Origin of the sequence: Plantibacter lichenum (genome assembly GCF_050587525.1) — a bacterium.
Classification (GTDB): Bacteria; Actinomycetota; Actinomycetes; order Actinomycetales; family Microbacteriaceae; genus Plantibacter.
Genome location: NZ_JBOBFT010000004.1, coordinates 114,128 through 140,751, shown reverse-complemented (window position 1 = coordinate 140,751; position 26,624 = coordinate 114,128). Strand labels below are relative to the sequence as shown.

General features: G+C 67.1%; 21 protein-coding genes and 1 pseudogene. 16 read left to right on the top strand and 6 right to left on the bottom strand.

From position 1 onward, the window contains the following. Positions 1-118 precede the first annotated feature (118 nt). From ACQ3HB_RS07420 to rpsA, 4 genes and pseudogenes are all read left to right on the top strand, one after another. Entirely contained in the window at positions 119-1,795 is a 1,677-nt protein-coding gene (locus tag ACQ3HB_RS07420) for a DUF885 domain-containing protein (RefSeq protein ID WP_430919147.1), read from the top strand. Between the two features lie 11 nt (positions 1,796-1,806). Then, positions 1,807-2,466 (top strand): annotated as a pseudogene (locus ACQ3HB_RS07415) (DUF4166 domain-containing protein). Further along, positions 2,463-3,443, top strand: a complete 981-nt coding sequence (locus ACQ3HB_RS07410; RefSeq protein ID WP_430919145.1) for an epimerase — start codon at positions 2,463-2,465, stop codon at positions 3,441-3,443. The pseudogene ACQ3HB_RS07415 and the gene ACQ3HB_RS07410 overlap by 4 nt, the downstream one beginning before the upstream one ends. A 238-nt stretch (positions 3,444-3,681) precedes the next feature. Further along, on the top strand, positions 3,682-5,136 hold the full coding sequence (rpsA, locus tag ACQ3HB_RS07405) for a 30S ribosomal protein S1 (RefSeq protein WP_430919143.1): 1,455 nt from the start codon (positions 3,682-3,684) through the stop codon (positions 5,134-5,136). A gap of 95 nt (positions 5,137-5,231) precedes the next feature. Here the strand turns inward: rpsA and ACQ3HB_RS07400 are convergent, their stop codons facing one another. Continuing rightward, on the bottom strand, positions 5,232-5,822 hold the full coding sequence (locus tag ACQ3HB_RS07400; protein WP_430919141.1) for a DUF4126 domain-containing protein: 591 nt from the start codon (positions 5,820-5,822) through the stop codon (positions 5,232-5,234). A gap of 117 nt (positions 5,823-5,939) precedes the next feature. On the opposite strand from ACQ3HB_RS07400, the gene coaE reads away from it, so the two are divergent. From coaE to ACQ3HB_RS07340, 12 genes are all read left to right on the top strand, one after another. Beyond that, the gene (coaE, locus tag ACQ3HB_RS07395) at positions 5,940-6,560 is read left to right on the top strand and encodes a dephospho-CoA kinase (protein WP_430919139.1); all 621 of its coding nucleotides are present in this window, start codon (positions 5,940-5,942) and stop codon (positions 6,558-6,560) included. 99 nt (positions 6,561-6,659) lie between these two features. Then, entirely contained in the window at positions 6,660-8,723 is a 2,064-nt protein-coding gene (gene uvrB, locus ACQ3HB_RS07390) for an excinuclease ABC subunit UvrB (RefSeq protein ID WP_430919137.1), read from the top strand. A gap of 179 nt (positions 8,724-8,902) precedes the next feature. Beyond that, positions 8,903-11,800, top strand: coding sequence for an excinuclease ABC subunit UvrA (gene uvrA, locus ACQ3HB_RS07385; RefSeq protein ID WP_430919136.1), 2,898 nt, complete (start codon positions 8,903-8,905; stop codon positions 11,798-11,800). 1 nt (position 11,801) lies between these two features. After that, positions 11,802-13,694 carry an excinuclease ABC subunit UvrC gene (gene uvrC, locus ACQ3HB_RS07380; RefSeq protein WP_430919135.1) on the top strand — a complete coding sequence of 631 codons (1,893 nt, stop codon included), beginning with the start codon at positions 11,802-11,804 and terminating at the stop codon, positions 13,692-13,694. A 39-nt stretch (positions 13,695-13,733) separates the two neighbouring features. Continuing rightward, entirely contained in the window at positions 13,734-14,615 is an 882-nt protein-coding gene (gene rapZ, locus ACQ3HB_RS07375) for an RNase adapter RapZ (protein ID WP_430919133.1), read from the top strand. 53 nt (positions 14,616-14,668) lie between these two features. Then, complete coding sequence (whiA, locus tag ACQ3HB_RS07370) at positions 14,669-15,649, top strand: DNA-binding protein WhiA (RefSeq protein WP_430919132.1); 981 nt, start codon at positions 14,669-14,671, stop codon at positions 15,647-15,649. Between the two features lie 187 nt (positions 15,650-15,836). Next, on the top strand, positions 15,837-16,463 hold the full coding sequence (locus ACQ3HB_RS07365) for a superoxide dismutase (protein ID WP_430919130.1): 627 nt from the start codon (positions 15,837-15,839) through the stop codon (positions 16,461-16,463). Positions 16,464-16,563: 100 nt separating this feature from the next. Next, positions 16,564-17,571: a type I glyceraldehyde-3-phosphate dehydrogenase gene (gap, locus tag ACQ3HB_RS07360; RefSeq protein ID WP_430919128.1), complete on the top strand. Its 1,008-nt coding sequence runs from the start codon at positions 16,564-16,566 to the stop codon at positions 17,569-17,571. 98 nt (positions 17,572-17,669) lie between these two features. Further along, positions 17,670-18,887: a phosphoglycerate kinase gene (locus ACQ3HB_RS07355; protein ID WP_430919126.1), complete on the top strand. Its 1,218-nt coding sequence runs from the start codon at positions 17,670-17,672 to the stop codon at positions 18,885-18,887. Further along, positions 18,875-19,678 carry a triose-phosphate isomerase gene (gene tpiA, locus ACQ3HB_RS07350; RefSeq protein ID WP_430919124.1) on the top strand — a complete coding sequence of 268 codons (804 nt, stop codon included), beginning with the start codon at positions 18,875-18,877 and terminating at the stop codon, positions 19,676-19,678. The genes ACQ3HB_RS07355 and tpiA overlap by 13 nt, the downstream gene beginning before the upstream one ends. Before the next feature lie 120 nt (positions 19,679-19,798). Next, the gene (gene secG / locus ACQ3HB_RS07345) at positions 19,799-20,047 is read left to right on the top strand and encodes a preprotein translocase subunit SecG (RefSeq protein ID WP_422780486.1); all 249 of its coding nucleotides are present in this window, start codon (positions 19,799-19,801) and stop codon (positions 20,045-20,047) included. Between the two features lie 67 nt (positions 20,048-20,114). Beyond that, complete coding sequence (locus ACQ3HB_RS07340; protein WP_430919122.1) at positions 20,115-20,492, top strand: RNA polymerase-binding protein RbpA; 378 nt, start codon at positions 20,115-20,117, stop codon at positions 20,490-20,492. 87 nt (positions 20,493-20,579) lie between these two features. Here ACQ3HB_RS07340 and pgl read toward each other — a convergent pair whose 3' ends face one another. The 5 genes from pgl to tal are packed head-to-tail and all read right to left on the bottom strand — an operon-like array spanning position 20,580 to position 26,601. Continuing rightward, the gene (gene pgl, locus ACQ3HB_RS07335; protein WP_430919120.1) at positions 20,580-21,350 is read right to left on the bottom strand and encodes a 6-phosphogluconolactonase; all 771 of its coding nucleotides are present in this window, start codon (positions 21,348-21,350) and stop codon (positions 20,580-20,582) included. After that, the gene (locus ACQ3HB_RS07330; protein ID WP_430919118.1) at positions 21,350-22,312 is read right to left on the bottom strand and encodes a glucose-6-phosphate dehydrogenase assembly protein OpcA; all 963 of its coding nucleotides are present in this window, start codon (positions 22,310-22,312) and stop codon (positions 21,350-21,352) included. Before ACQ3HB_RS07330 ends, pgl begins: the two co-directional genes overlap by 1 nt. Continuing rightward, complete coding sequence (gene zwf / locus ACQ3HB_RS07325; RefSeq protein ID WP_430919116.1) at positions 22,309-23,853, bottom strand: glucose-6-phosphate dehydrogenase; 1,545 nt, start codon at positions 23,851-23,853, stop codon at positions 22,309-22,311. Before zwf ends, ACQ3HB_RS07330 begins: the two co-directional genes overlap by 4 nt. A gap of 28 nt (positions 23,854-23,881) precedes the next feature. Then, positions 23,882-25,495, bottom strand: a complete 1,614-nt coding sequence (locus ACQ3HB_RS07320) for a glucose-6-phosphate isomerase (protein ID WP_430919114.1) — start codon at positions 25,493-25,495, stop codon at positions 23,882-23,884. After that, on the bottom strand, positions 25,492-26,601 hold the full coding sequence (gene tal / locus ACQ3HB_RS07315; RefSeq protein ID WP_430919111.1) for a transaldolase: 1,110 nt from the start codon (positions 26,599-26,601) through the stop codon (positions 25,492-25,494). Before tal ends, ACQ3HB_RS07320 begins: the two co-directional genes overlap by 4 nt. Between the last annotated feature and the right edge of the window lie 23 nt (positions 26,602-26,624).

Here is a 26,624-nt window from a genome sequence, read left to right as displayed (position 1 = left end):
GGCCGGAGCGAAGCGGTCGGTGGAGTCGGGTCGGTGCAGTCGGGTCGGTCGTCCCATACGGGGCGGCCGACACCCGTTCGGCTTGGCGGGTCGAGCCGGATCGTCCTAGGCTCGATGCATGGCCAACGACGACGCACGCCCCACCACGCCCATCGACGCGATCGCTGAACGGTGGGTCGACACCCTCGTCGAGCTGCAGCCGGTCCTCGGCACGTACATCGGCCGGAACGAGGTGAACGACCGTTACGGCGACTACTCGCCGGCGGGGCACGAGGCGTACATCGACGCTGCGAAGCGGACACTCGGCGAACTCCGTTCGGCGACGCCGGTCGATGCGGTCGACGAGGTCACGAAGACCGACCTCGGCAACGAGCTCGAACTCGACGTGGAGAGCTCGGACGCAGGCCTGCAGTATCGCGACCTCAACGTCATCGCGTCGCCCGCTCAGGAGCTGCGTGAGGTGTACGACCTCATGCCCACGGCGTCGGTCGACGACTGGGAGACGATCTCAACCAGGCTCGGCAACCTCCCCGAAGCGGTCCACGGCTACATCCAGACGCTCCGCGAGGGCATCGACAAGGGGATCACTCCGGCGAAGCGACAGGTCGCCGAGGTGTTCGAGCAGGTGAACCGGTACGCGGCCGAGGACGGTTTCTTCGTCGAACTCGCCGCCAACGGAGGACCGGACGAGGGTCAGCTCCCCGCTTCGCTCGCGAGCCAGCTCGGCGCCAACGCGGGCGCGGCCGCCGTCGCGTACGGCGAACTCGCCGACTTCCTGGCCCAGCAGCTCCTGCCCGTCGCAACGGAACGCGATGCGATCGGCCGTGACCTCTACGCGTTGCAGTCTCGTCGATTCCTCGGCGCGACCATCGACCTCGACGAGAGCTACGAGTGGGGCATCGAGGAACTCGCCCGGATGGTCGCCGAGCAGGAGTCGATCGCGAACGAGATCCTGGCCGGCGCCTCCGTCGAGGAGGCCGTCGCCTTCCTGGAACGTGACGACAGCCGCAAACTGCACGGCACGGAAGCACTGCAGCGCTGGATGCAGGAGACGAGCGATCGGGCCGTCGAAGAGCTCGGTCGGACCCACTTCGACATCCCGCAGGAGATCCGTGCGCTCGAGTGCATGATCGCACCCACGCAGGAGGGCGGCATCTACTACACGGGGCCGACGGACGACTTCTCCCGTCCCGGTCGCATGTGGTGGTCCGTTCCCGAGGGCGTCACCGAGTTCGACACCTGGCGTGAGCTGACGACCGTGTACCACGAGGGCGTTCCCGGTCACCACCTGCAGATCGGCCAGGCCGTCGTCAACCGAGGCAAGCTCAACACGTGGCGCCGACAGCTCGCGGGCACGTCAGGGCACGCCGAGGGGTGGGCGCTCTACGCGGAGCGCCTCATGGAGCAGCTCGGCTACCTCGCCGACCCGGCGGACCGCCTCGGCATGCTCGACGGACAGCGGATGCGAGCGGCTCGCGTCGTCCTCGACATCGGCGTGCACCTCGAGAAGCAGCTTCCCGACGGCAGCGGACCGTGGACGGCCGAGTACGCGTTCGACTTCATGGGCCGGAACGTCAACATGTCGCCCGAGTTCGTGAAGTTCGAGGTGAACCGCTACCTCGGCTGGCCGGGACAGGCGCCTTCGTACAAGATCGGGCAGCGGATCTGGGAGCAGCTGCGCGACGAGGTCCACCGCCGCGAGGGGGACGCGTTCAGCATCAAGGAGTTCCACCGCCGGGCGCTCGATCTCGGCGGCGTCGGCCTCGACACGCTCCGCTCGACGCTCCTCGGCTGAGCCGGGACCCGGTGACGTATGGCGGATCCGACGCGGTCCGCTCTCCGTACGAGGACGCCCTCGGCGCTTCGCTGAACGGTCTGCATCCGCGTCTCCGTGCCTACTTCAGTGCGATTCCCCGAGGCTCCGTCGGCATCGGGTCCGGCGTGTTCGACACCGTGGGCACGCCGAAGCGATGGCTCTGGCCGCTGCTGCGGTTGTTCTCGGGCGAGCAGATCATGTTCCCGCTGTGGAGGCGCGCCGTGCCGTTCACGGTCGTGAACCGCCCGAGCACCGGTCTCGACGGGACGCCCGCGGTCTCGGCGACCCGGACGTTCCGTTTCGCCGACGGCGAGCAGGTGATGGTCGATCTGATCACGAGCGGGGAGGCCGGAAGCGGCATCGTCGTCGATGACCTCGGGTGATCGGGACGGGTCGTCTCGATCCTCGAGGCGTCGGTCGCCGACGGCGCGCTCCGGCTTCGATCCACGGCGGTCACGATCCGGATCATGGGGCTGGCGCTGCGGATCCCCTCCGGCCTCGCCCCTGTCGTGACCCTCCACGAGCGATGGGACGAACGTACGGAGGAGCAGTGCGTCGCCGTCGTGGTCGAGGCTCCCGTCCTCGGTAGGCTCTACGAGTACGCCGGACGCTTCACCTATGCGATCCGGCCGGGGGAGGCAACACCGTGACCGAGCGGATCGTGATCGCTGGCGCGTCCGGGTTCATCGGCCGGTACCTGATCGACACGTACCGCGCTCGGGGTGCGCAGGTCAGCACGATCGGCCGACGGGCAGGGCACGGAACCGATGCCGTTTGGGGGGACACCGAGCGCATCACGGCACTCCTCGACGGCGCGGACCTCCTGGTCAACCTCGCGGGCAAGAGCGTGAACTGCCGCTACAACGCCCGGAACCGAGCCGAAATCCTCCGCTCCCGCGTCGAGACGACGACCGAACTCGCCACGGCGATCCGGGCATGCGCGGTCCCGCCACCGCTGTGGGTCAACTCCTCCACGGCGACGATCTACCGTCATGCCGAGGATCGACCGATGACGGAGTCGACGGGAGAACTCGGCACGGGCTTCTCGGTGGACGTCGCGACGGCGTGGGAAGCTGCGTTCTTCGCGGGCGAGCTCCCGGGAACCCGGCGCGTCGCGCTACGGATGGCGATCGTCCTCGGCGACGGCAGCGCGTTGCTCCCACTCATGCGGCTCGCTCGGTTCGGCCTCGGCGGCGCGCAACTCGACGGGCACTGGCCGTCCACTCGCGCGGGGCGCGAGGCCGGCACGTACCACGCCTCCCGTGCCGGGGGTGGGCGTCAACGCTTCAGCTGGGTGCACATCGACGACGTCCTCGGCGTCATCTACTTCGTGGGCGAGCATCCCGACGTCGACGGGGTGCTCAACACCTCATCCCCGAACCCCACCGACAACCGCACCTTCATGCGCACGCTCCGACACGCACTCGGTGTTCCCCTCGGCCTGCCCGCGCCCCGATGGATGCTCGAACTCGGTTCGATCACCATCCGGACGGAGACCGAACTCGTGCTGAAGAGCCGATGGGTGGTCCCCGAACGGCTCCTGGCTCTCGGCTACCGATTCGCCCGTCCCGATCTCGATCCGGCGCTCCGTGCGATCGTCCGTGAGCGCGTGAACACAACGGGATAACGCCTCGCTGGACAGCCGGACAAGGCGGCTTGCCTGGAGCTGCAGAATCCAGCTAAGCTGGACTGTCACAATTGTGACGTTCTATCCGCCTGCCAGTCTCGCAGGGCGAAGCGTCGGCCACCCGGTCGAAGCGGCACACACATCATCGCTCGATCCCCTCAGGATTTCGAATCCAGTGGTCCTCGAACCGATGCGTGCGACTGGCCTGAAACATTGTCCGCACTGGAGCAACTACTACATGACAAGCGCAACGACCGCCCCCCGGCAGGTCGCAATCAACGACATCGGATCTGCTGAAGACTTCCTGGCAGCGGTCGAGAAGACTCTGAAGTTCTTCAACGACGGCGACCTCATCGAAGGCACCGTGGTGAAGATCGACCGCGACGAGGTCCTCCTCGACGTCGGTTACAAGACCGAGGGCGTCATCCCCTCACGCGAACTCTCCATCAAGCACGACGTCGACCCCAGTGAGGTCGTCAACGTCGGTGACACGATCGAGGCTCTCGTTCTCCAGAAGGAGGACAAGGAAGGCCGTCTGATCCTGTCCAAGAAGCGCGCACAGTACGAGCGCGCTTGGGGCGATGTGGAGAAGATCAAGGAATCCGACGGCGTCGTCACCGGTTCGGTCATCGAAGTGGTCAAGGGTGGCCTCATCGTCGACATCGGCCTCCGTGGCTTCCTCCCGGCATCGCTCATCGAGCTGCGCCGCGTCCGCGACCTCACGCCGTACCTCGGCCAGGAGATCGAAGCGAAGATCCTCGAGCTCGACAAGAACCGCAACAACGTGGTCCTGTCGCGTCGTGCGCTCCTCGAGCAGACGCAGTCCGAGAGCCGTACCACCTTCCTCAACAACCTCCAGAAGGGACAGGTCCGCAAGGGCATCGTCTCGTCGATCGTCAACTTCGGTGCGTTCGTGGACCTCGGCGGAGTGGACGGCCTCGTGCACGTCTCCGAGCTCAGCTGGAAGCACATCGAGCACGCCAGCGAGGTTGTGGAAGTCGGCCAGGAAGTCACCGTCGAGATCCTCGAGGTGGACCTGGACCGCGAGCGCGTCTCCCTGTCGCTCAAGGCGACGCAGGAGGACCCGTGGCAGGTCTTCGCCCGCACCCACGCCATCGGCCAGGTTGCACCGGGTAAGGTCACCAAGCTCGTTCCGTTCGGTGCGTTCGTTCGCGTCGCAGACGGCATCGAGGGCCTCGTGCACATCTCCGAGCTGTCGGGCAAGCACGTCGAACTCGCTGAGCAGGTCGTTTCGGTCGGCGACGAGGTCTTCGTCAAGGTCATCGACATCGACCTCGAGCGTCGCCGCATCTCGCTGAGCCTCAAGCAGGCCAACGAGGGTGTCGACCCCGAGGGCACCGAATTCGACCCGGCCCTCTACGGCATGCTCACGGAGTACGACGACCAGGGGAACTACAAGTACCCCGAGGGCTTCGACGCCGAGACGCAGGAGTGGAAGGAAGGCTTCGACGCCGAGCGCGAGAAGTGGGAGCAGGACTACGCTGCAGCCCAGGCTCGTTGGGAAGCGCACAAGAAGCAGGTTGCTGCTGCGGCCGCCGAAGAGGCGAACCCGACCACGTCGACCGCTTCGCCCTCCGCTGGTTCCTCGTTCTCGAGCGAGTCCACCACCGGTGGAACGCTTGCCGACGACGAGTCGCTCGCCGCTCTGCGCGAGAAGCTCTCCAGCAACTAGTCACATCCGCGGACCGGCCTTCTCGCCGGAACGCACGGAAGAGGGTCGCCTTCGGGCGGCCCTCTTCTGCGTTGTCGGGTGTGCGGGTTTCCGACTCAGGCCGGAGTGGCGATGCGTCGCCGTCGCTTCCGCACGACGCGCCACGCGATGATCGCGATCACGACGACCGCGATCGCGACGAGCACCGGCACGATGAGCGCGAGCGCGGAGGCGACGAGGCTCCCGATGTCCTCCGCGACGCTCAGGACGGGCGCGGCGAGGCCTGCGGTCGCAGCATTCGCGACGGGCCGGACGCCCATCTTCAGGAGATGGATGAGGAGTGCGATGACCACACCCGCGACGACGGGCACCCACTGTCCGCTCTGCAGAGCCGCTTCCGGGTCCTGCACCGCAACCGTCTCCGCGCCGAATCCGGAACCGAACGCGATGCCGCCGGCGGACGGACGGACGACCGTCTGGACGACGTCGTTGATCGTGTCCACGGCAGGGATCTTGTCCGCGACGGCGTCGAGCACGAGGAGGAAGCCGAGGATGCCGAGGACCCACGGGTTCTCGAGCCACGTCCATCCGGCGGGGAGCGTGAGCAGCTCGGTGAACCGGCCGAGCAGGCCGAGGGTCAGGAGCGGGATGTACGCGTTGACCCCGGCGGCCGCGGCCAGACCGGCGCCCGTGAGGATTTCGAGCATGGTCGCCTCCCAGGTCTGGTGACCGCCCGTGGAGCGATCGATGATCCGTGTCGCCCATCGTAGCGAGGCGTGGTTCGCAGACCCCGGGCGCCGCTCACACGAGGCTAGGCTGGACGCATGTACTTGATCGGGCTCACCGGCGGGATCGCGTCGGGCAAGTCGACCATCGCACGCCGGCTCGAGTCGTTGGGCGCGATCGTGATCGACGCGGACGTCATCTCACGAGAGGTCGTCGAGCCGGGGACACCGGGTCTGCAGGCGATCGTGGAGCGGTTCGGTCCGGAACTGCTCGATGCGGACGGCGCGCTCGTGCGTGCCAGGCTCGGCGCGATCGTGTTCAGTGATCCTGCAGCCCTGGCTGACCTCAACGCGATCGTGCACCCGGCCGTGAAGCGCCGCTCCCACGAGCTCATCGAAGCCGCCTCCGCGGTCCCTGGAGCGGTCGTCATCTACGACGTCCCGCTGCTCGTCGAGACGGGTCGCGCTGACGAGTTCGATCGCGTCGTCGTCGCGCACGCCCCGGACGAGACGCGTCTGGAGCGGCTCACGGGCATTCGGGGACTCGACGCGGGGGAGGCGCAGCGGCGCATCTCGGCCCAGGCCACCGACGAGCAGCGGCTCGCCGTCGCCGACGACGTCGTGGACACCGACGGGACCATGGAGCACACGCTCGAGCAGGTGGACCGCATCTGGGAGGCCGCCTTCGCGGCTTCGCGCCAGGAGTCGACGCGGCGCTGAACGGCGACCGGACCGATGCCGGTGAGTCATGCGGGTCCCACGCGTACGCTGCCCGCGAAGCGGGAGTCCGATGTCGGTGGTGCTCCGTAGACTCGAAGCATGGAACCCACACGCTCCGTTCGTCCGTTCGAGGTCATCAGCGACTACGAACCGAGCGGCGACCAGCCGAAGGCGATCGCCGAGCTCACGGGTCGCATCAACGCCGGCGAGACGGACGTCGTCCTCCTCGGCGCCACCGGTACCGGCAAGTCGGCCACCACGGCGTGGCTCGTCGAAGCGGTGCAGCGCCCCACGCTCGTGCTCGCGCACAACAAGACCCTCGCCGCCCAGCTCGCCAACGAGTTCCGTGAGCTCATGCCGAACAACGCGGTCGAGTACTTCGTCTCGTACTACGACTACTACCAGCCCGAGGCGTACGTCCCGCAGACGGACACCTTCATCGAGAAGGACTCGTCGATCAACGCCGAGGTCGAACGGCTCCGCCACTCGACCACCAACTCGCTCCTCAGCAGGCGCGACGTCATCGTGGTCTCCACCGTCTCCTGCATCTACGGCCTCGGCGCCGCAGAAGAGTACCTGGAGGCGATGGCAGCGCTCCAGGTCGGTCAGAACATCGGCCGCGACCGCCTGATCCGCAAGTTCGTCGGCATGCAGTACAACCGCAACGACGTCGATTTCTCCCGGGGGAACTTCCGGGTGCGTGGCGACACGATCGAGATCATCCCCGTCTACGAGGAACTCGCCATCCGCATCGAGTTCTTCGGCGACGAGATCGAGGCGCTGTACGCCCTGCACCCGCTCACGGGCGACGTCGTGAAGAAGCTCGACGCCGTGTCCGTCTTCCCGGCCACGCACTACGCGGCGAGCCCGCAGACCATCCAGCGCGCCATCGGGACCATCCAGGAGGAGCTCGCCGAGCGTCTGCAGGAACTCGAACGGGAAGGCAAGCTGCTCGAAGCCCAGCGGCTCCGCATGCGCACCACCTTCGACCTGGAGATGATGCAGCAGATCGGCTTCTGCTCCGGGATCGAGAACTACTCGCGGCACATCGACGGCCGGAACCCCGGCGAGGCACCGAACTGCCTCCTCGACTACTTCCCGGACGACTTCCTCACCGTCATCGACGAGTCGCACGTCACGGTGCCGCAGATCGGCGCCATGTTCGAGGGCGACGCGTCTCGGAAGCGAACGCTCGTGGAGCACGGCTTCCGCCTGCCGAGCGCCATGGACAACCGACCACTGCGCTGGGACGAGTTCAAGAACCGTGTCGGTCAGACCGTCTACCTCTCGGCCACGCCAGGCAAGTACGAGATGGGCATCGCCGACGGCATCGTCGAGCAGATCATCCGCCCGACCGGTCTCGTGGACCCGGCGATCATCGTCAAGCCGTCGAGCGGCCAGATCGACGATCTGCTCGAGGAGATCCGGGTGCGCGCGGAACGCGACGAACGTGTGCTCGTCACGACGCTCACGAAGAAGATGGCGGAGGAGCTCACCGACTTCCTGACGGAGGCCGGCGTCCGCGTCCGCTACCTCCACTCCGACGTCGACACTCTGCGTCGCGTGGAGCTCCTGAGCGAGCTCCGAGCCGGTGTGTACGACGTCCTCATCGGCATCAACCTGCTGCGTGAGGGCCTCGACCTCCCGGAGGTGTCGCTCGTCGCCATCCTCGACGCCGACAAGGAGGGCTTCCTCCGTTCGTCCACGTCGCTCATCCAGACCATCGGACGTGCGGCTCGAAACGTCTCTGGCGAGGTGCACATGTACGCGGACGTCCTCACCGACTCGATGAAGCGTGCCATCGAGGAGACCGACCGACGCCGTGAGAAGCAGGTCGCGTACAACCTCGAGCGCGGCATCGACCCGCAGCCCCTGCGGAAGCGCATCGCCGACATCACGGAAGCCCTCGCTCGTGAGGGGGCGGACACGGCGGAACTCCTCGCCGGCCGGGACAAGTCCAAAAAGAGCCCGACGCCCAACCTGCGCAGGGAGGGCATCGCTGCGGAGGGCGCGAACGACATCGAGTCGATCATCGCCGACCTCAACGCCCAGATGCTCGCGGCCGCGGCCGAGCTCAAGTTCGAGCTCGCCGGGCGCCTGCGCGACGAAGTGGCGGAACTCAAGCAAGAGCTCCGACAGATGTCGAAGGCCGGGCACATCTAGTCGGTGGTCTGAGGGCCCCGAGCCTTCTCGGACGCCGAGTCTTCTGAGGGCGCTGAGGGCGCAGGGCGTTCCGCGTGCTCTGTTTCACGGGCCTCGTCGGCGGCGCATGTCCGACCGGACTTCGCTCTCGGCGCAGCCCTGGGTGATCCAGTGTCGGTGGCTCTGCGTACACTCGTAGGGTGTCAATTGCGAAGGTAGAGAACCACTCAAAACTCAGTGTCCGCGGCGCCCGCGTCCACAATCTCCAAGACGTCGACCTCGACATCCCACGCGACTCGCTCGTCGTCTTCACGGGCCTGTCCGGCTCGGGGAAGTCGTCGCTCGCGTTCGACACGATCTTCGCGGAGGGGCAGCGCCGCTACGTCGAGTCGCTGTCCGCCTACGCGCGTCAGTTCCTGGGGCAGGTGGACCGCCCGGACGTCGATTTCATCGAGGGTCTGAGCCCAGCGGTCTCCATCGACCAGAAGTCGACCAACCGCAACCCGCGCTCGACCGTCGGCACCATCACCGAGGTCTACGACTACATGCGTCTGCTCTGGGCGCGCATCGGCGTTCCGCACTGCCCCGTCTGCGGTGAAGTCATCCAGCGCCAGACCGTGCAGCAGATCGCCGATCAGCTCATGGAGCTCGAGGAGAAGCGGCGCTACCAGATCGTCGCACCCGTGGTCAGCCAGAAGAAGGGGGAGTTCGTCGACCTCTTCAGCGAACTGTCCGCGAAGGGCTTCGCGCGTGCCATCGTCGACGGCGAACAGATCCAGCTGAGCGAACCGCCCACCCTCAAGAAGCAGGTCAAACACGACATCGCCGTCGTCGTCGACCGTCTCGTCGCGGGACCGGAGATCCTGGGGCGCCTGACCGACTCGCTCGAGACGGCCCTGACACTCACCGACGGCCTCGTGAAGATCAACTTCGTCGACGAGACCGGAGACGACGCCTGGCGGACCTTCTCCGAGAAGCTGTCCTGCCCGAACAACCACCCCTTGCAGCTCACGGAGATCGAACCGCGCACGTTCTCGTTCAACGCACCGTTCGGCGCGTGCCCGGAGTGCTCCGGCCTCGGAACCCGCATGTCGGTCGACGCCGAACTGCTCCTCGGGGACGACGAGCTCAGCATCAACGAGGGCGTCATCATCCCCTGGACCACGCAGGGCAAGGGCCTCTACCAGTACTACGAGAAGCTGCTCGAAGGTCTTGCACGCGACCTCGACTTCTCGCTCAGCACGCCATGGCGCGACCTTCCGAAGAACGTCCAGGAGGCAGTCCTCCGCGGCAACAACTTCAAGGTCACCGTCAAATGGCGCAACCGCTTCGGCCGCGACATGAGCTACTCGTCTGGCTTCGAAGGGGTCATCCCGTACATCGAACGCCAGTACCTCGAAGCGGATTCGGACTCGCAGCGGGTCCGCTGGTCCGAGTACCTGCGAGAGGTGCCGTGCCAGGTGTGCGATGGCAAGCGTCTGAAGCCGGAGGTGCTCTCCGTCCTCATCCACGACAACAGCATCGCCGACGTCGCGCTCCTGTCGCTCGGTGACGCACGTGCGTTCATGGACAAGCTCGAACTGACCGACCGCGAGGCGCACATCGCGGCTCAGGTCCTCCGCGAGATCAAGGTGCGCCTCGACTTCCTCATCCAGGTCGGGCTCAACTACCTCGACCTCGCCCGCTCCGCCGGGTCGCTCTCGGGCGGTGAAGCACAGCGCATCCGTCTGGCGACGCAGATCGGTTCCGGTCTCACGGGCGTCCTGTACGTCCTGGACGAACCGAGCATCGGGCTGCACCAGCGCGACAACCGTCGTCTCATCGAGACCCTCGTGGCGCTTCGCGACCTCGGCAACACGCTCATCGTCGTCGAGCACGACGAGGACACCATCCGAACGGCCGACTGGATCGTCGACATCGGACCAGGCGCCGGCGTCAACGGCGGCAAGGTCGTCCACTCCGGCTCCTTCGACGCCCTCCTGGCCAACACGGAGTCGCTCACGGGCGACTACCTGTCGGGTCGCAAGATGATCGAGACGCCTGAGGTCCGTCGGAAGATCGACCCGGAGCGCCAGATCAGCGTCATCGGCGCATCGGCCAACAACCTGCGCAAGGTGAACGTCGACTTCCCACTCGGCGTCCTCACGGCCGTCACGGGCGTCAGCGGTTCCGGCAAGTCGTCGCTCGTCAACGACGTGCTGTACCGCGTGCTCGCGAACAAGCTCAACGGGGCCCGTAAGGTCCCGGGCAAGCACACGAAGGTGACGGGCCTCGAACTGCTCGACAAGGTCGTCCACGTCGACCAGGCGCCCATCGGCCGCACGCCACGATCGAACCCAGCCACCTACACGGGCGTGTTCGACCGCATCCGCACACTCTTCTCCGAGACGTCGGAGGCGAAGGTCCGCGGCTACCTGCCCGGTCGGTTCAGCTTCAACGTCAAGGGCGGCCGCTGCGAGGCGTGCTCAGGCGACGGCACGATCAAGATCGAGATGAACTTCCTCCCCGACGTCTACGTTGCGTGCGAGGTCTGCGGGGGAGCGCGCTACAACCGCGACACGCTCACGATCCACTACAAGGGCAAGAACATCGCCGAAGTCCTCGACATGCCGATCGCGGAGGCCGCCGAGTTCTTCGAGCCCATCTCGTCGATCCACCGCTTCCTGAAGACGCTCGTCGAGGTCGGCCTCGGCTACGTCAGACTCGGCCAGAGCGCCACCACGCTCTCGGGCGGAGAGGCGCAGCGCGTCAAGCTCGCCACGGAACTGCAGCGCCGGAGCAACGGTCGGAGCGTGTACGTGCTCGACGAACCCACCACGGGTCTGCACTTCGAAGACGTCCGCAAGCTCCTCCTGGTGCTCGGCAGCCTCGTCGACAAGGGGAACACCGTCATCGTCATCGAGCACAACCTCGACGTCATCAAGACCGCCGACTGGCTCATCGACATGGGTCCGGAGGGCGGCGCAGGAGGCGGCAAGGTCCTGGCGACCGGAACCCCTGAACACCTCGCGACCGTCAAGCAGAGCCACACGGGCGTCTTCCTGCGGGAAGTGTTCGAGGCCGAAGCCGAGGCCGGCGACAGCCGCAAGGCGGGCTGAGGTGCCGGCGGTCCAACGGGGGAGCGGTCTCTCGTACCGGCCGAAGGCGGGGGAGATCCCCACCCTGCCGGGCGTGTACCGCTTCAGCGATGACTCCGGTCGGGTGCTCTATGTGGGCAAGGCGCAGAACCTGCGTGCGCGCCTGAGCAACTACTTTGCACCGCTGCACACGCTGCACGAACGCACGAGGCGGATGGTCACGACGGCGACGGGCGTCGAATGGACGACGGTCGGCAGCGATGTCGAAGCGCTGCAGCTCGAGTACACGTGGATCAAGGAGTACGACCCGCCGTTCAACGTCAAGTTCCGGGACGACAAGTCCTACCCGTACCTGGCGATCACGCTCGGCGATGAGGCGCCACGGGTGACGGTCACGAGGAACACCCGGATCAAGGGAGCGAAGTACTTCGGGCCGTACCCGAAGATCTGGGCGGTCCACGACACGGTCGACCTCATGATCAAGGTCTTCCCCATACGCACCTGCTCGGACTCCAGCTACAAGCGTGCGATGACCACGGGCAAGCCGTGCTTCCCCGGGCAGATCGGCCGCTGCGGCGGTCCGTGCTCCGGCAAGGTCACGATCGAGGAGCACCGCGCCATCGTGGACGACTTCGTCTCGTTCATGGCAGGGAACGACAAACGCTTCACCACACGCATCACGGCGGAGATGAAAGCGGCCGCGGAGCGCCAGGACTACGAGTCCGCCGCGAAGCACCGCGACCAGCTCCTCGCGCTCGATCAGGTGCTGCAGAAGAGCGCGGTCGTGCTGCGCGACGGCGTCGACGCCGATCTCTTCGGGATCGATCACGACGAGCTCGCGGCATCCGTTCAGCAGTTCATCGTCCGAGGAGGGCGCATCCGCGGCGTCCGATCCTGGACGGTCGACAAGGAACTCGACGTCTCGACGGCGGAGCTCGTCGACGGCGTCATCCAGCGCGTGTACGACGCGGCGACGCCGGCGGACATGCCGCGTGAGGTCCTGGTGCCCGTCCTGCCGGACGACACCGACGGACTCGAGGACCTGCTGAGCCAACGACGCGGCGCGAAGGTGAAGGTGCGCGTCGCGCAGCGCGGCGAGAAGGCCACGCTCATGGAGACGGCCGTCGTCAACGCCAAACAGGCGCTCATGCTCTACAAGACGAGGCGCAGCTCCGACTTCGTCTCGCGGACCCAGGCGCTCGAGGACATCCGCGACGCCCTCGGCATGCCGGAGGCGCCGTTGCGCATCGAGTGCTTCGACGTCTCCCACCTGAGCGGGACGAACATCGTCGCCTCGATGGTCGTCTTCGAGGACGGACTCGCCCGCAAGGACGAGTACCGACGGTTCGGGGTCACGGAGTCGACGGACGACACCGACTCGATCTACCAGGTCGTGTCCAGGCGCCTCGCGCACCTCACATCGGCCGAGCCGGTCGAATCGGTCGACGAAGTCACGGGGGAGCGGAAGCGCCGGAAGTTCACCTATCCGCCCCAGCTGCTCATCGTCGACGGCGGACAACCGCAGGTCGCCGCCGCTGCTCGAGCACTCGAGGAGTCGGGGCTCACGGGCATCACCCTCTGCGGGCTGGCGAAGCGACTCGAGGAGATCTGGCTCCCGGACGATCCGTACCCCGTCATCCTCCCGCGAGGCAGCGAAGCGCTCTTCCTGCTGCAGCGGGTTCGAGACGAGGCCCACCGATTCGCGATCACCTTCCAGCGGCAGAAGCGCAAGCGCGACATCACGAGCGTCCTGGGGGAGATCCCCGGCCTCGGACCGGCCAAAGTGCGCGAACTCCTCAAGCATTTCGGTTCCGTCGCGAAGCTCAAGGAATCCACGCCGGAAGCCATCGCGGAGGTCAAGGGCATCGGCCCGAAGCTCGCGACGACCGTCCACGAGGCCCTCAACTCTCGATAAGCTGGAGCCATCCCTCCCAACTCCGTCGAAAGCGTGTCGATGTCTCCCGGTCAGCCGCAGCACCAACAGGAAGTGCTGATCGTGACCGGCATGTCCGGCGCAGGACGCTCCACCGTCGCCAACGCACTCGAGGACCTCGACTGGTACGTCGTCGACAACCTGCCCCCGCAGATGCTGCGGCCACTCGTCGACCTCGCGGAGCGCGCCGGCTCGCGGCTCCCTCGCATCGCCGCCGTCGTCGACGTCAGAGGGCGGGACTTCTTCAGCGACCTGCAGGAGATCGTCCCAGCACTGCGCAGCGGAACGCACCTGCGCATGATCTTCCTCGAAGCGACCGATGCGGCGCTCGTCCGCCGTTTCGAAGCCGTGCGCCGTCCGCACCCGCTGCAGGGCGAGGGGACCATCCTCGACGGCATCGTGGCCGAGCGAACCCGCCTGAGCGAGATCCGGGAGTCGAGCGACGTCATCATCGACACGAGCGAGCTCAACATCCACCAGCTCGCGACGACCACGCGCGAACTCTTCGCCGGTGCAGAGGTCCCCGGTGTGCAGGTCACCGTCATGAGCTTCGGTTTCAAGTACGGTCTGCCGCCCGATGCCGACCTCGTGGCCGACATGCGCTTCCTCCCGAACCCGTTCTGGGTGCCGGAGTTGCGAGCGCTCACGGGCCAGGACGCCGCGGTCAGCGAGTACGTGCTGTCGCAGCCAGGAGCAGAAGAATTCATCGAGGGCTACGCGCGAGCCCTCGAACCGGTCCTCGCCGGATACCAGCGCGAGAACAAACGTCACGCCACCATCGCGGTGGGCTGCACGGGCGGCAAACACCGCTCCGTCGCCGTCGCGCTGCAGCTGGCCGAGCGGCTCCGGACCCTGTCCGGCGTCGCCGTGCACGTCAGACACCGCGATCTGGGCCGCGAGTAGTCGCACCGCGCCACAAGCGCAGCCCCATCCCGCACCAACAGATAGGAACCCACGTGGCCCTCACCGCCGACGTCAAAAACGAACTGGCGCTCGTCCGCGAAACCCGCAACCAGGTCCGGGCAGCAGAGCTCGCCTCACTGCTCCGGTTCTCCGGCGGACTCCACACGATCTCCGGTCGTGTCGCCATCGAAGCCGAACTGGACAGCCCGGCGCTCGCGCAGCGCGTCCGCCGCGACATCGGCGAGCTCTACGGCATCCGTAGCGAGATCCTCGTCCAGAATCCGGGCACCTCCGGAAAACCCGCCGTCTTCGTCGTCCGCGTGATCGAGGGCGGCGAGACGCTTGCACGCCAGACCGGCCTCCTCGACGCGCGTCGTCGTGCGGTCCGCGGCCTCCCGAACCGCCTCACGACCGGCTCCCGCGACGAACTCGCGGCCGTCTGGCGCGGTGCCTTCCTCGCGACGGGCTCACTGACCGACCCCGGCCGGTCGGCATCGCTCGACGTCGTGTGCCCCGGCAACGAGTCCGCGATGGCGCTCGTCGGCGCGGCAGGGCGCATCGGCGTCCCCGCGAAAGCACGTGAAGTGCGCGGCGTCCACCGCGTCGTCATCCGTGAGGGCGATGCGATCAGCGGCATGCTGACGCTCATGGGCGCGACCGCGACCGTCACCTCGTGGGAGGAGATGCGCCAGCGCAAGGAGGTCCGTGCGACCGCCAACCGCCTCGTCAACTTCGACGACGCCAACCTCCGCCGCTCCGCGCAGGCCGCCGTCGCCGCCTGCGCCCGCGTCGACCGGGCGCTCGAGATCCTCGGCGACGAGGTGCCGGAGCACCTGCGCTACGCCGGCCGCCTGCGCCTCGACCACCGCGAGGCGAGCCTCGACGAGCTCGGCCACTTCGCCGACCCGCCCATGACGAAGGACGCGATCGCCGGTCGCATCCGCCGCCTCCTCGCGATGGCCGACAAGCACGCCTCCGACCTCGGCATCCCGGGAACCGACGCGAACCTGCCCGCTGACTTCGACGAGGTGTGACGCACGTCGCCGACCGGTCGCACGCGCCGAACACAGCAGCGCTCGGTGACCGGCCGGCGAACGGAGTGTAGCCATTCGTCATCTGGGGGAGAACCCCGGGCCGTGAAGGACTCGTCTCACTAGACTGGGCCTGATGCTCAGAGCCGTGCGCAGACCGTGCACGGCACGATTCGAGGAGATCACACGAATGGCTGTCTACACCCTGCCCGAACTTCCGTACGACTACAGCTCGCTGGAACCGCACATCAGCGCAGCGATCACGGAACTCCACCACGACAAGCACCACGCAGCGTACGTCGCCGGTGCAAACACCGCGCTCGACAAGCTCGCCGAGGCTCGATACGCGAACGACTTCACGAACGTCAACAAGCTCGAGAAGGACCTCGCGTTCAACCTCGGCGGTCACGTCAACCACACCATCTGGTGGAACAACCTCTCCCCGGACGGCGGCGACAAGCCCACTGGCGAGCTCGAGTCCGCGGTCGACGAGTACTTCGGCTCCTTCGACAAGTTCCAGGCGCACTTCACTGCCGCCGCCCTCGGCGTCCAGGGCTCCGGCTGGGCCGCGCTCACGTGGGACACCCTCGGCCAGCGCATCAACATCCAGCAGTTCTTCGACCAGCAGGGCAACTTCCCCGCCGGAACCGTCCCCCTGCTGCTGCTCGACGTCTGGGAGCACGCCTACTACCTCGACTACAAGAACGTCCGCGCCGACTACGTCAAGGCGTTCTGGAACATCGTGAACTGGGCCGATGTCCAGGCCCGCTTCGAGGTCGCGCGAGCACAGACCAGCGGCCTGCTGGTACTGTCGTAAGTGACAGGGTTGTCCCGGGCCCACGGTCCGGGACAACCTTCCCCGCTCACTCGAGCATCCGTACAACTGCGCCATCGCGCCCCAGTATCAGGAGTCATCTGTGTCCGTAAAGATCGGTATCAACGGCTTCGGCCGCATCGGCCGCAACTTCTTCCGCGCCGCCCTCGCGAAGGGCAGCGACCTCGAGATCGTCGCGGTCAACGACCTCACCGACAACAAGGCACTCGCTCACCTGCTGAAGTACGACTCCATCACGGGTCGTCTGGACGCAACGGTCGAGCTCGACGGCGACAAGATCATCGTCAACGGCAAGCCCATCATCGTCCTCGAAGAGCGCGACCCCGCCAACCTGCCTTGGGGCGAGCTGGGCGTCGACATCGTCATCGAGTCCACCGGCCGCTTCACGAAGTCGGAAGACGCTCGCAAGCACATCACCGCCGGAGCCAAGAAGGTCCTCGTCTCCGCTCCCGCAACGGGCAGCGACGTCGCGACCATCGTCCTCGGCGTCAACGAGGGCACCTACGACGCAGCGACGCACGACATCATCTCGAACGCGTCCTGCACCACCAACTGCCTCGCACCGCTCGCGAAGGTCCTGCTCGACAACTTCGGCATCGAGCGTGGCCTCATGACTACGGTCCACGCCTACACCGCAGACCAGAACCTGCAGGACGGCCCGCACAGCGACCTCCGCCGTGCACGCGCTGCAGCAGTCAACATCATCCCGACGTCGACCGGTGCCGCCAAGGCGCTCGGCCTCGTCATCCCCGAGCTCGTCGGCAAGCTCGACGGCTACGCACTGCGCGTTCCGGTCCCGACCGGCTCGATCACCGACCTCACCGTCGAGCTCACGAAGCCCGCAACGGTCGAAGAGATCAACGCTGCGTACAAGGCTGCGGCAGAGGGCCCCCTCAAGGGCATCCTCAAGTACACCGAGGACCCGATCGTCTCCAGCGACATCGTGACCGACCCGCACTCCTCGATCTTCGACGCCGGCCTCACGAAGGTCATCGGCTCGCAGGTCAAGGTCGCTTCCTGGTACGACAACGAGTGGGGCTACTCCAACCGTCTCGTCGACCTCACGGAATACGTCGCAGACCGACTGTAAGTCACCGTCGTATGAGTCAGGCGCACTGAACCGTGTTCAGTGCGCCTGACTCAGTTTCACCCTCCAGCCCCACCACCCATCTGAAGACAGAAGAGGTTATGGCACTTCGCACGCTCGAATCACTCGGTTCGCTCGCGGGCAAGCGCGCCGTTGTCCGTCTTGACTTGAACGTCCCTCTGAAGGACGGCGTCATCACCGACGACGGCCGCGTGCGCGCGGCACTCCCCACCCTGAACGCCCTCATCAATCAGGGCGCCAGAGTGGTCATCGTCTCCCACCTCGGCCGCCCGGACGGCGCGCCCGACGCCAAGTACAGCCTCGCGCCGGTCGCCCAGCGCCTGAGCGAGCTCCTCGGCAAGCCCGTCACCTTCGCCGCCGACACCGTCGGCAGCGCAGCGACCGATGCGGTCGCCGCCCTCGAGGACGGCGACGTCGTCCTCCTCGAGAACCTCCGGTTCAACCCGGGCGAGACGAGCAAGGACGCCGAAGAGCGTTCCGCGTTCGCCGCGAAGCTCGCCGCGTTCGGCGACGTCGTCGTCTCCGACGGGTTCGGCGTCGTCCACCGCAAGCAGGCGAGCGTCTATGAGCTCGAGGGCCTCCTCCCGAGCGCTGCCGGTCACCTCATCGCGACCGAGCTCGAAGTCCTCGACCGGCTGACGGAGAACCCGGAGCGTCCGTACACGGTCGTCCTCGGAGGTTCCAAGGTCTCGGACAAGCTCGGCGTCATCGGACACCTGCTCCCGCGCGTCGACGCGCTCCTCATCGGTGGCGGCATGCTCTTCACCTTCCTCGCAGCCAAGGGCTACAAGGTCGCGTCGAGCCTCCTCGAAGCCGACCAGATCGACACCGTCCTCGGGTACCTCGCCAAGGCGGAGGAACTCGGGGTCAAGATCGTCCTCCCCACGGACGTCGTCGTCGCCTCGAAGTTCGGTGCGGACGCGGAGCACGTCGTGCGCGCGGCCGACGCCATCGAGGACACCCCGTTCGGCGCATCCGGCCTCGGCCTCGACATCGGTCCGGAGACGGCGGAAGCCTTCGCCGCGATCGTGCGCGATTCCAAGACGGTGTTCTGGAACGGCCCCATGGGCGTCTTCGAGCTCGAGCCGTTCGCGGCGGGGACGAAGACGCTCGCAGAAGCACTCACCCACACCGACGGCCTCAGCGTCGTCGGTGGCGGTGACTCAGCAGCAGCGGTGCGAGCACTCGGCTTCACCGACGGCCAGTTCGGCCACATTTCTACCGGCGGCGGCGCCAGCCTCGAGTTCCTCGAGGGCAAGCGTCTGCCAGGACTGGAGGTCCTCGGATGGCAGCAGTAGGCGCACGGCACGGGCGGGTCCCGCTCATCGCCGGCAACTGGAAGATGAACCTCGACCACTTCCAGGCGATCGCACTCGTCCAGAAGCTGGACTGGACCCTCAAGGACGCGAAGCACGACTACGCCTCCGCCGAGGTCGCCGTGTTCCCGCCGTTCACCGACCTCCGTTCGGTGCAGACGCTCATCTCGGCCGACAAACTCCAGCTCCGCTTCGGCGGCCAGGACCTGTCGCAGCACGACTCGGGCGCCTACACGGGCGAGATCTCCGGCGCGTTCCTCGCGAAGCTCGAGTGCAGCTACGTGCTCGTCGGCCACTCCGAACGACGCACTCTGCACAACGAGACCGACGAGGTCGTCGCAGCGAAGGTCAAGGCGGCCATCCGCCACGGCATCGTCCCGATCATCTGCATCGGCGAGACCGCCGAGGACCTGGAGACGCACGGTCCGAGCGCCGTCCCCGTCGCGCAGCTCAAGGCGGCACTCGAAGGCGTCGACACCGCGGCGGACATCGTCGTCGCGTACGAGCCCGTGTGGGCGATCGGTTCCGGCCAGGCGGCGATGCCGGAGCAGGCTCAGCAGGTCGCGGCCGCACTGCGCACAGCGATCGCGGAGATCCTCGGCGATGACGTCGCACAAAAGACCCGGATCCTCTACGGCGGCTCCGTGAAGGCGGTCAACATCGCCGGCTTCATGAAGCAGCCCGACGTCGACGGCGCCCTCGTCGGCGGCGCGAGCCTCCAGGCGGACGAATTCGCCGGAATCGCACGCTTCGAGAAGCACGTCGGCCTCTAAGCGGCCGCACCCTCACGAACCCTCCAACGGAGCCGAGCCTGTCGGGCATGGCTCCGTTGGAGGGTCGAGGTATACTTGACGACGGTTCAGCCTCTCTGAACGCGAATTGAAAGGTCCCACGTGGAGATTCTCCAGGTCATCTTGCAGGTGTTGCTCGGCATCACCAGCCTCCTGCTCACCTTCCTGATCCTGCTGCACAAGGGTCGTGGCGGAGGTCTGTCCGACATGTTCGGCGGCGGGATGTCCAGCAACCTCGGCTCATCGGGCGTCGCGGAACGGAACTTGAACCGATTCACCGTCATCCTCGGCCTCACGTGGGGGACCTGCATCGTCGTGATCGGTCTGCTCACGAAGTTCACCGCGTCCTAAGCCCGTGGGCCCGAGCGATCGGGCCGCACCGGCCGCAGCACAGGCACCAGTACAGAAGGAAGACACAATGGCATCTGGCGGAAGCGCCATCCGGGGTTCGCGCGTTGGCGCCGGCCCCATGGGAGAGCAGGACCACGGCTACCACGCCGACCGCATCGCGGTGTCCTACTGGGACGCACTGGGCAACGAGACCGTACGGTACTTCGCAGCCAACGTGCCGAACGAGGAGATCCCCGAGACGATCGACTGCCCGACCTCGGGTCTGCCCGCCGGTCGCGACAAGGAGAACCCGCCGGAGGTCTCGAAGCTCGAACCCTACAAGACGCACCTCGCATACGTGAAGGAACGTCGCTCCGAGGAAGAGGCTGAAACCCTCCTCGAAGAGGCGCTCCAGCAGCTGCGTGCCCGTCGTGGCACCGCTGCCGCTGCGGCCAAGAAGGCGTAAGCGACAGATTCTCAGCACAACACAGAAGAGGCCGTTCCCGATCGGGAACGGCCTCTTCTGTGTCGTGCAGCTGTGCTGATCCGCAGATCAATACTCCGGCAGGATGAGGGAGTCCGGGACCTCGGCCGCAGCGGCCTGGTCCACGAAGAACACCGTGCGCTTCTTGCCCTTGGCGCCCGCGGCGGGCACCTCGTTGAAGCTTGCGCCGGCGAGTGCCAGCCCGAGGGCCGACGCCTTGTCCGCGCCCGCGAGGACGAGCCACACGCGGACCGAGGAGTTGATCGCGCCGCGCGTCAGGCTCAAGCGCTCCGCAGGAGGCTTGGGGGACTGGCGCACCGGTACGACGGTTCCTTCGGTCACGGTGATCTCGCGACGTTCGGGGAAGAGCGAGGCGACGTGGCCGTCCGGGCCGACACCGAGGAACGTGATGTCGAATCGGGGGAGGTCGTGGCCCTCCGGTGCGAACGACTTCAGTTCCGCAGCGTAGACCTCTGCTGCGGCATCGAGTTCGATGCCGTCGTCGGACGCGGGGAATGCGTGGATGTTCTCCGCCGGCACGTCGAGGTCGTCGAGGAGGGCCACGCGGGCCTGGAGCTCATTGCGCTCCGGGTCCGCGCGCCCGACCCATCGCTCGTCGCCCCACCAGAAGTGCACGCGGGAGAAGTCGACCTTCTTCAGGTCCTTCGACGCACGCACCGCCTCAAGGGTGCCGATACCGACTGTGCCGCCGGTCAGAACGACGTGTACGACGTCCTGTCCTTCGAGGAGCTCACGCGTCCGCGAAAGGAACCGTTTCGCAACGGCGACCGTGAGCTGGTCACGATCGGGGTAGACGAGTACACGTCGTTCGGTCGCCATCAGTTCGTCCTTGCTCGCAGTGTCACGGGTTCGCCGAGGCCGGGGAGGCCCTCGGTGATGACCTGGCCGTACAGCTGATCGGGGTCGAGCGTCCTCAGCTCCTCCGCGAGGCAGTCACGGAGACTGCGCCGGGGGAGGGAGAGGTCGTGTGTCGGCTGACCCGGCTGGATGAGCGTCGCGATGTCCGGTACGGGACGTTCGAGGACGACGTCCCCGGAAGCCCGCGTGAGCCGGACGCCGTGGATGCCGCTCGAACCGTGCGCCATCGTGAGCTCGTGCGTGACGGGCACCTGCAACTGCAGCTGCAGCCACGCCGCGAGGAGCTCGGTCGACGGGGAGTCGGCCGCTCCGGACACCTGGATGGCGGTGACCTGCTCGTACGGCGGCTGATCGAGCACCGCGGCGAGCTGGGCCCGCCACAGCGTCAGACGAGTCCACGCGAAGTCGGTGTCGCCGGGAGCGTAGTTCTCCGACAAGGCCCGAAGCGCTTCGTGCGTGTTCGAGTGCGACGACGCGTCCGTGATGCGACGCTGGGCGATCCGACCGATGGGCGAAGCGGAGACGCGCGCGGGCGCCTCGGCCGGCCACCACGCCACGACGGGCGCATCGGGCAGGAGCAGACCGGTCACGAGGCTCTCCTCGTTCTCGGCGACTGCTCCGTAGGCGCGGAGGATGACGACCTCGCTCGCGCCGGCGTCACCGCCGACCCGGATCTGGGCGTCGAGGCGGTCGCCGACCTGGCCGGCGGTGCCGGTCGTGTCGGTCGACAGCACGATGACCCGCATGGGGTGCTCGCGCGACGCCTCGTTGGCCGCCTCGATCGCTTCCTCCTCGGCGCCGAGCGCCGTGGAGATCACGAGGGTCAGGACGCGTCCGAGAGCGACGGCGCCGCCGTCCTCCCGAATGGTCACGAGGGCTTTGGACACCTTGCTGGTGGTGGTGTCTGGCAGGTCTACGATCATGGTCGTCTCCACGTCCGTCCGTCGCGAGCCATGAGCGCGTCAGCCGACGCAGGCCCCCAGGTTCCAGGAGCGTACTGCTCCAGCGGGTTCTGCTGCGCAGCCCAGTACTCTTCGATCGGGTCGAGGATCTTCCAGGAGAGTTCGACCTCCTCGTGCCGCGGGAACAGCGGCGGGTCGCCCAGCAGGACGTCCAAGATGAGGCGTTCGTACGCTTCCGGGCTCGCCTCGGTGAAGGCGTGGCCGTAGCCGAAGTCCATCGTCACGTCGCGGACCTGCGTTCCCGCACCGGGGACCTTGGAACCGAAACGGATCGTGACGCCCTCATCGGGCTGCACACGGATGACGAGGGCGTTCTGACCGAGCGCCGAGGTCTGGCTCTCCGCGAAGAGGTACTGCGGAGCACGCTTGAAGACGACGGCGATCTCGGTGACGCGTCGACCGAGGCGCTTGCCTGCACGGAGGTAGAACGGCACACCGGCCCACCGACGGGTGCCGATGTCGAGGCGCATGGCCGCGAACGTCTCCGTCGTCGACTCCGGGTTCATGCCGTCTTCCTCGAGGAAGCCCAGCACCTGCTCGCCGCCCTGCCAGCCGCCGGCGTACTGCCCGCGAGCCGTCGAGGCGCCGAGATCGGCTGGGAGCCGGACGGCGGCCAGGACCTTCTCCTTCTCCGCGCGCAGATCGGCCGCGTCGAAGGAGATGGGCTCCTCCATGGCGGTCAGTGCGAGGAGCTGGAGGAGGTGGTTCTGGATGACGTCGCGAGCCGCGCCGATGCCGTCGTAGTAGCCGGCACGACCGCCGACGCCGATGTCCTCGGCCATCGTGATCTGCACGTGGTCGACATAGTTCGCGTTCCAGATGGGTTCGTACAGCTGGTTCGCGAAGCGGAGCGCCAGGATGTTCTGGACGGTCTCCTTGCCGAGGTAGTGGTCGATGCGGAAGATCGAGTCCGACGGGAACACGGACTGGACGATGTCGTTCAGCTCGCGTGCCGTCTTCAGGTCGCTTCCGAACGGCTTCTCGATGACCACACGACGCCACTGGCCGTCGTCGGGCTCTGCGAGCCCTGAACGACGCAGCTGTTCGGTGACCTGCGGGAACGCCTTCGGCGGGATCGACAGGTAGAACGCGTGGTTGCCCATCGTTCCGCGGTCGCGGTCGAGTTCCTCGACGGTCTCCTTCAGCTTCGCGAAGGCGGCGTCGTCACCGAACTCGCCGGGAACGAAGCGGATGCCGTCGGCGAGTTGCTTCCAGACGTCCTCTTTGAACTCGGTTCGTGCGTACTGCTTGACGGAATCGTGGACCACTTCCATGAAGTCCTGATCCTCCCAGTCACGTCGGGCGAAGCCGACGAGGGAGAATCCGGGCGGAAGCAGTCCGCGGTTCGCGAGGTCGTAGACGGCCGGCATCAGCTTCTTGCGTGACAGGTCGCCCGTCACACCGAAGATGATGAGGCCGCTGGGGCCTGCGATCCGGTTGAGTCGTCTGTCGGAGTCAACCCGCAGCGGGTTGGACTCCGGGGTGATATCCACGGGGGACATGCAGCTCCTTGGTCGCTGTGTTCGCGTCTTAATCGTTGACGGCGTCGAAGAGGGACACGATGTTCTGGTCCGGCGACGTGAGCGTCAACGTGAGGACAGGACGACCGTGCTCGGCGAGGACACCGGCGTCGCCGCCGGCCTGTGCCTGGATGAGCTGACCGAAGGTGAACGGACGAGCGGGGATCTCGAGGTCGACGGGTGCCGTCTCGGTGATCTGCAGGAACACACCGGTGGCCGGGCCGCCCTTGTGGTACTGACCGGTCGAGTGCAGGAACCGCGGGCCCCAGCCGAAGGTGGTCGGACGACCGGCCTTCGCGGCGACGAGGTCGCGGATGCTCTCCAGCTGCGGCGACGCGAGACGGTCGACGTAGGCCTGGATCGAGACGTAGCCGTCTGCGCCGAGGGTGGCGACGAGTGCGTCGATCGCACCGGACAGCGTCGTGACGCCGTCCAGGAGGCCTGCACTCGCACGGACCTCGATGCCGGCGTCGACGAACGCGGGAGCGGTGGGCTCCGGGCGTGCATCGAGGAGGCCGCGCGTGGCGACCTTCGCGGATTCGACGTCGGGCTGGTCGAACGGGTCGATGCCGAGGAGGCGGCCCGCGACGGCGGTCGCGTACTCCCAGACGAGCATCATGGCGCCGAGGCTGCCGCTGACGAGGATCTCTCCCTCGTGGCGGTCGCGCGGGAACAGGTGCAGCGCTTCAGCGTCGTCGACGATGCGGACGATCTGGAGATCGGCCGGCTTCGACTCGAGCTCGGGAGCGAGCGTGTTCAGGACGACGGGGAGCAGGCCCTTGCCGGACTTGCCCGTCGATTCGGCGATGAGCTGCTCCACCCAGTCGGGGAATCCGACGATGTGCGTGCCGTCGGTGATGAGACCGAGCTTGTCGCGCAGCGGGGTGGTGCCGGCGATGGCCGCGCCCAGGACGAGTCCCGGGTTGGACGGGTCGTCGATCGCGAGCTCGAGGAGCACGGATTCCGCGTCGTCGAGCAGTTCACCGATGTCGACGCCGGCGAGGCCGGACGGGACGAGGCCGAACGCGGTGAGCGCGCTGTAGCGTCCGCCGACGTTGGGGTCGGCGTTGAAGACGCGGTAGCCGGCTTCACGCGCGGAGGCCTCGAGCGGTGAGCCCGGGTCGGTGACGACGACGATGCGACCGGTGGGGTCGATGCCGGCATCGCGGAAGGCCTGCTCGTACGTGCGGCGCTGGCTGTCCGTCTCGACCGTGGAGCCGGACTTCGAGGACACGACGAGCACACTGGTCTCGAGGCGGTCGGCGAGGGCGCTGAGGACCTGGCCGGGAGCCGTCGAGTCGAGGACCGTCAGTCGTCCGTCGAGCGTGTTCGTGATGACCTCTGGAGCGAGCGAGGAACCGCCCATGCCCGCGAGGACGATGTGGTCGATGCCCTGTTCGTGCAGTTCCTCGCGGAGCGCGAGGATGGGCTCGACGAGGGGACGGGAGATGGCGACTGCCTCCGTCCAGCCGAGGCGCTTAGCTGCCTCGGCCTCGGCCGCAGGGCCCCACAGCGTGGGGTCCTGCGACGTGATCCGCGAGGCGACGAGGTCGGCGACGAGCGTCGGGACGACGTTCGCTACCGCTTCCTCGGACGCGCCGCTCACATGGATCTTGAAGCTCACTTGGAGGCCTCCAGCGCTGCCGTCACGGTGTCCAGCAGTTCGTTCCAGGACACGATGAACTTCTCGACGCCCTCCTTCTCGAGGAGTGCGGTCACCTCGTCATAGGAGATGCCGAGCTTCGCGATGGCGTCGAGGACCTCGTTCGCAGCGGCGTAGGAGCCCGTGACGGTGTCGCCCGTGATCTCACCGTGGTCGAAGGTCGCTTCGAGCGTCTTCTCCGGCATCGTGTTGACGACGCCGTCCGCGACGAGCTGCGTCACGTAGAGCGTGTCGGGGAGCTCGGGGGACTTGACGCCCGTCGACGCCCACAGGGGGCGCTGGCGGTTGGCGCCGGCCTCGAGGAGGGCCGTGGCCCGCTCGCTGCCGAATTCCTGCTCGAACGCCTGGTAGGCGAGCTGAGCGTTCGCGACGCCCGCCTTGCTCTTGAGCGCGACGGCCTCGTCCGTGCCGACCGCTTCGAGGCGCTTGTCGATCTCGGTGTCGACGCGCGACACGAAGAAGGAGGCGACCGAGTGGATCGTCGACAGGTCGTGGCCCGCGGCCTTGGCCTGCTCGAGACCCGTGAGGTACGCGTTGACGACCTCGCGGTAGCGAGCCAGGCTGAAGATGAGCGTGACGTTGACGCTGATGCCGGCGGCGATCGTCGCGGTGATGGCTTCGAGGCCCTCGACCGTTGCGGGGATCTTGATCATCGCGTTGGGCTGGTCGACCTTGGCCCAGAGTTCCTTGGCCTGCGAGATCGTGGCGGCGGCGTCGTGTGCGAAGCCGGGCTCGACCTCGATCGACACGCGTCCGTCGTAGCCGCGCGAGGCGTCGTAGACGGGGCGGAAGATCTTCGATGCTTCTGCGACGTCGTCGGTGGTGATCTCGAAGACCGCCTCCGTGACGTTCTTGCCTGCAGCGGCGAGCTGGGCGACCTGCTCCTTGTAGACGTCGCCGTTGCTCAGCGCCGAAGCGAAGATCGTCGGGTTCGTGGTGACGCCGACGACGTTGCGGTCGGCGATGAGCTTCTGCAGTCCGCCGGACTGGATGCGCTCGCGCGACAGGTCGTCGAGCCAGATGCTGACGCCGGCTGCACTGAGCTGGGCGGTGGGGGTTTCAGTCATATTCTTCTACTCTCCTTCGCCCG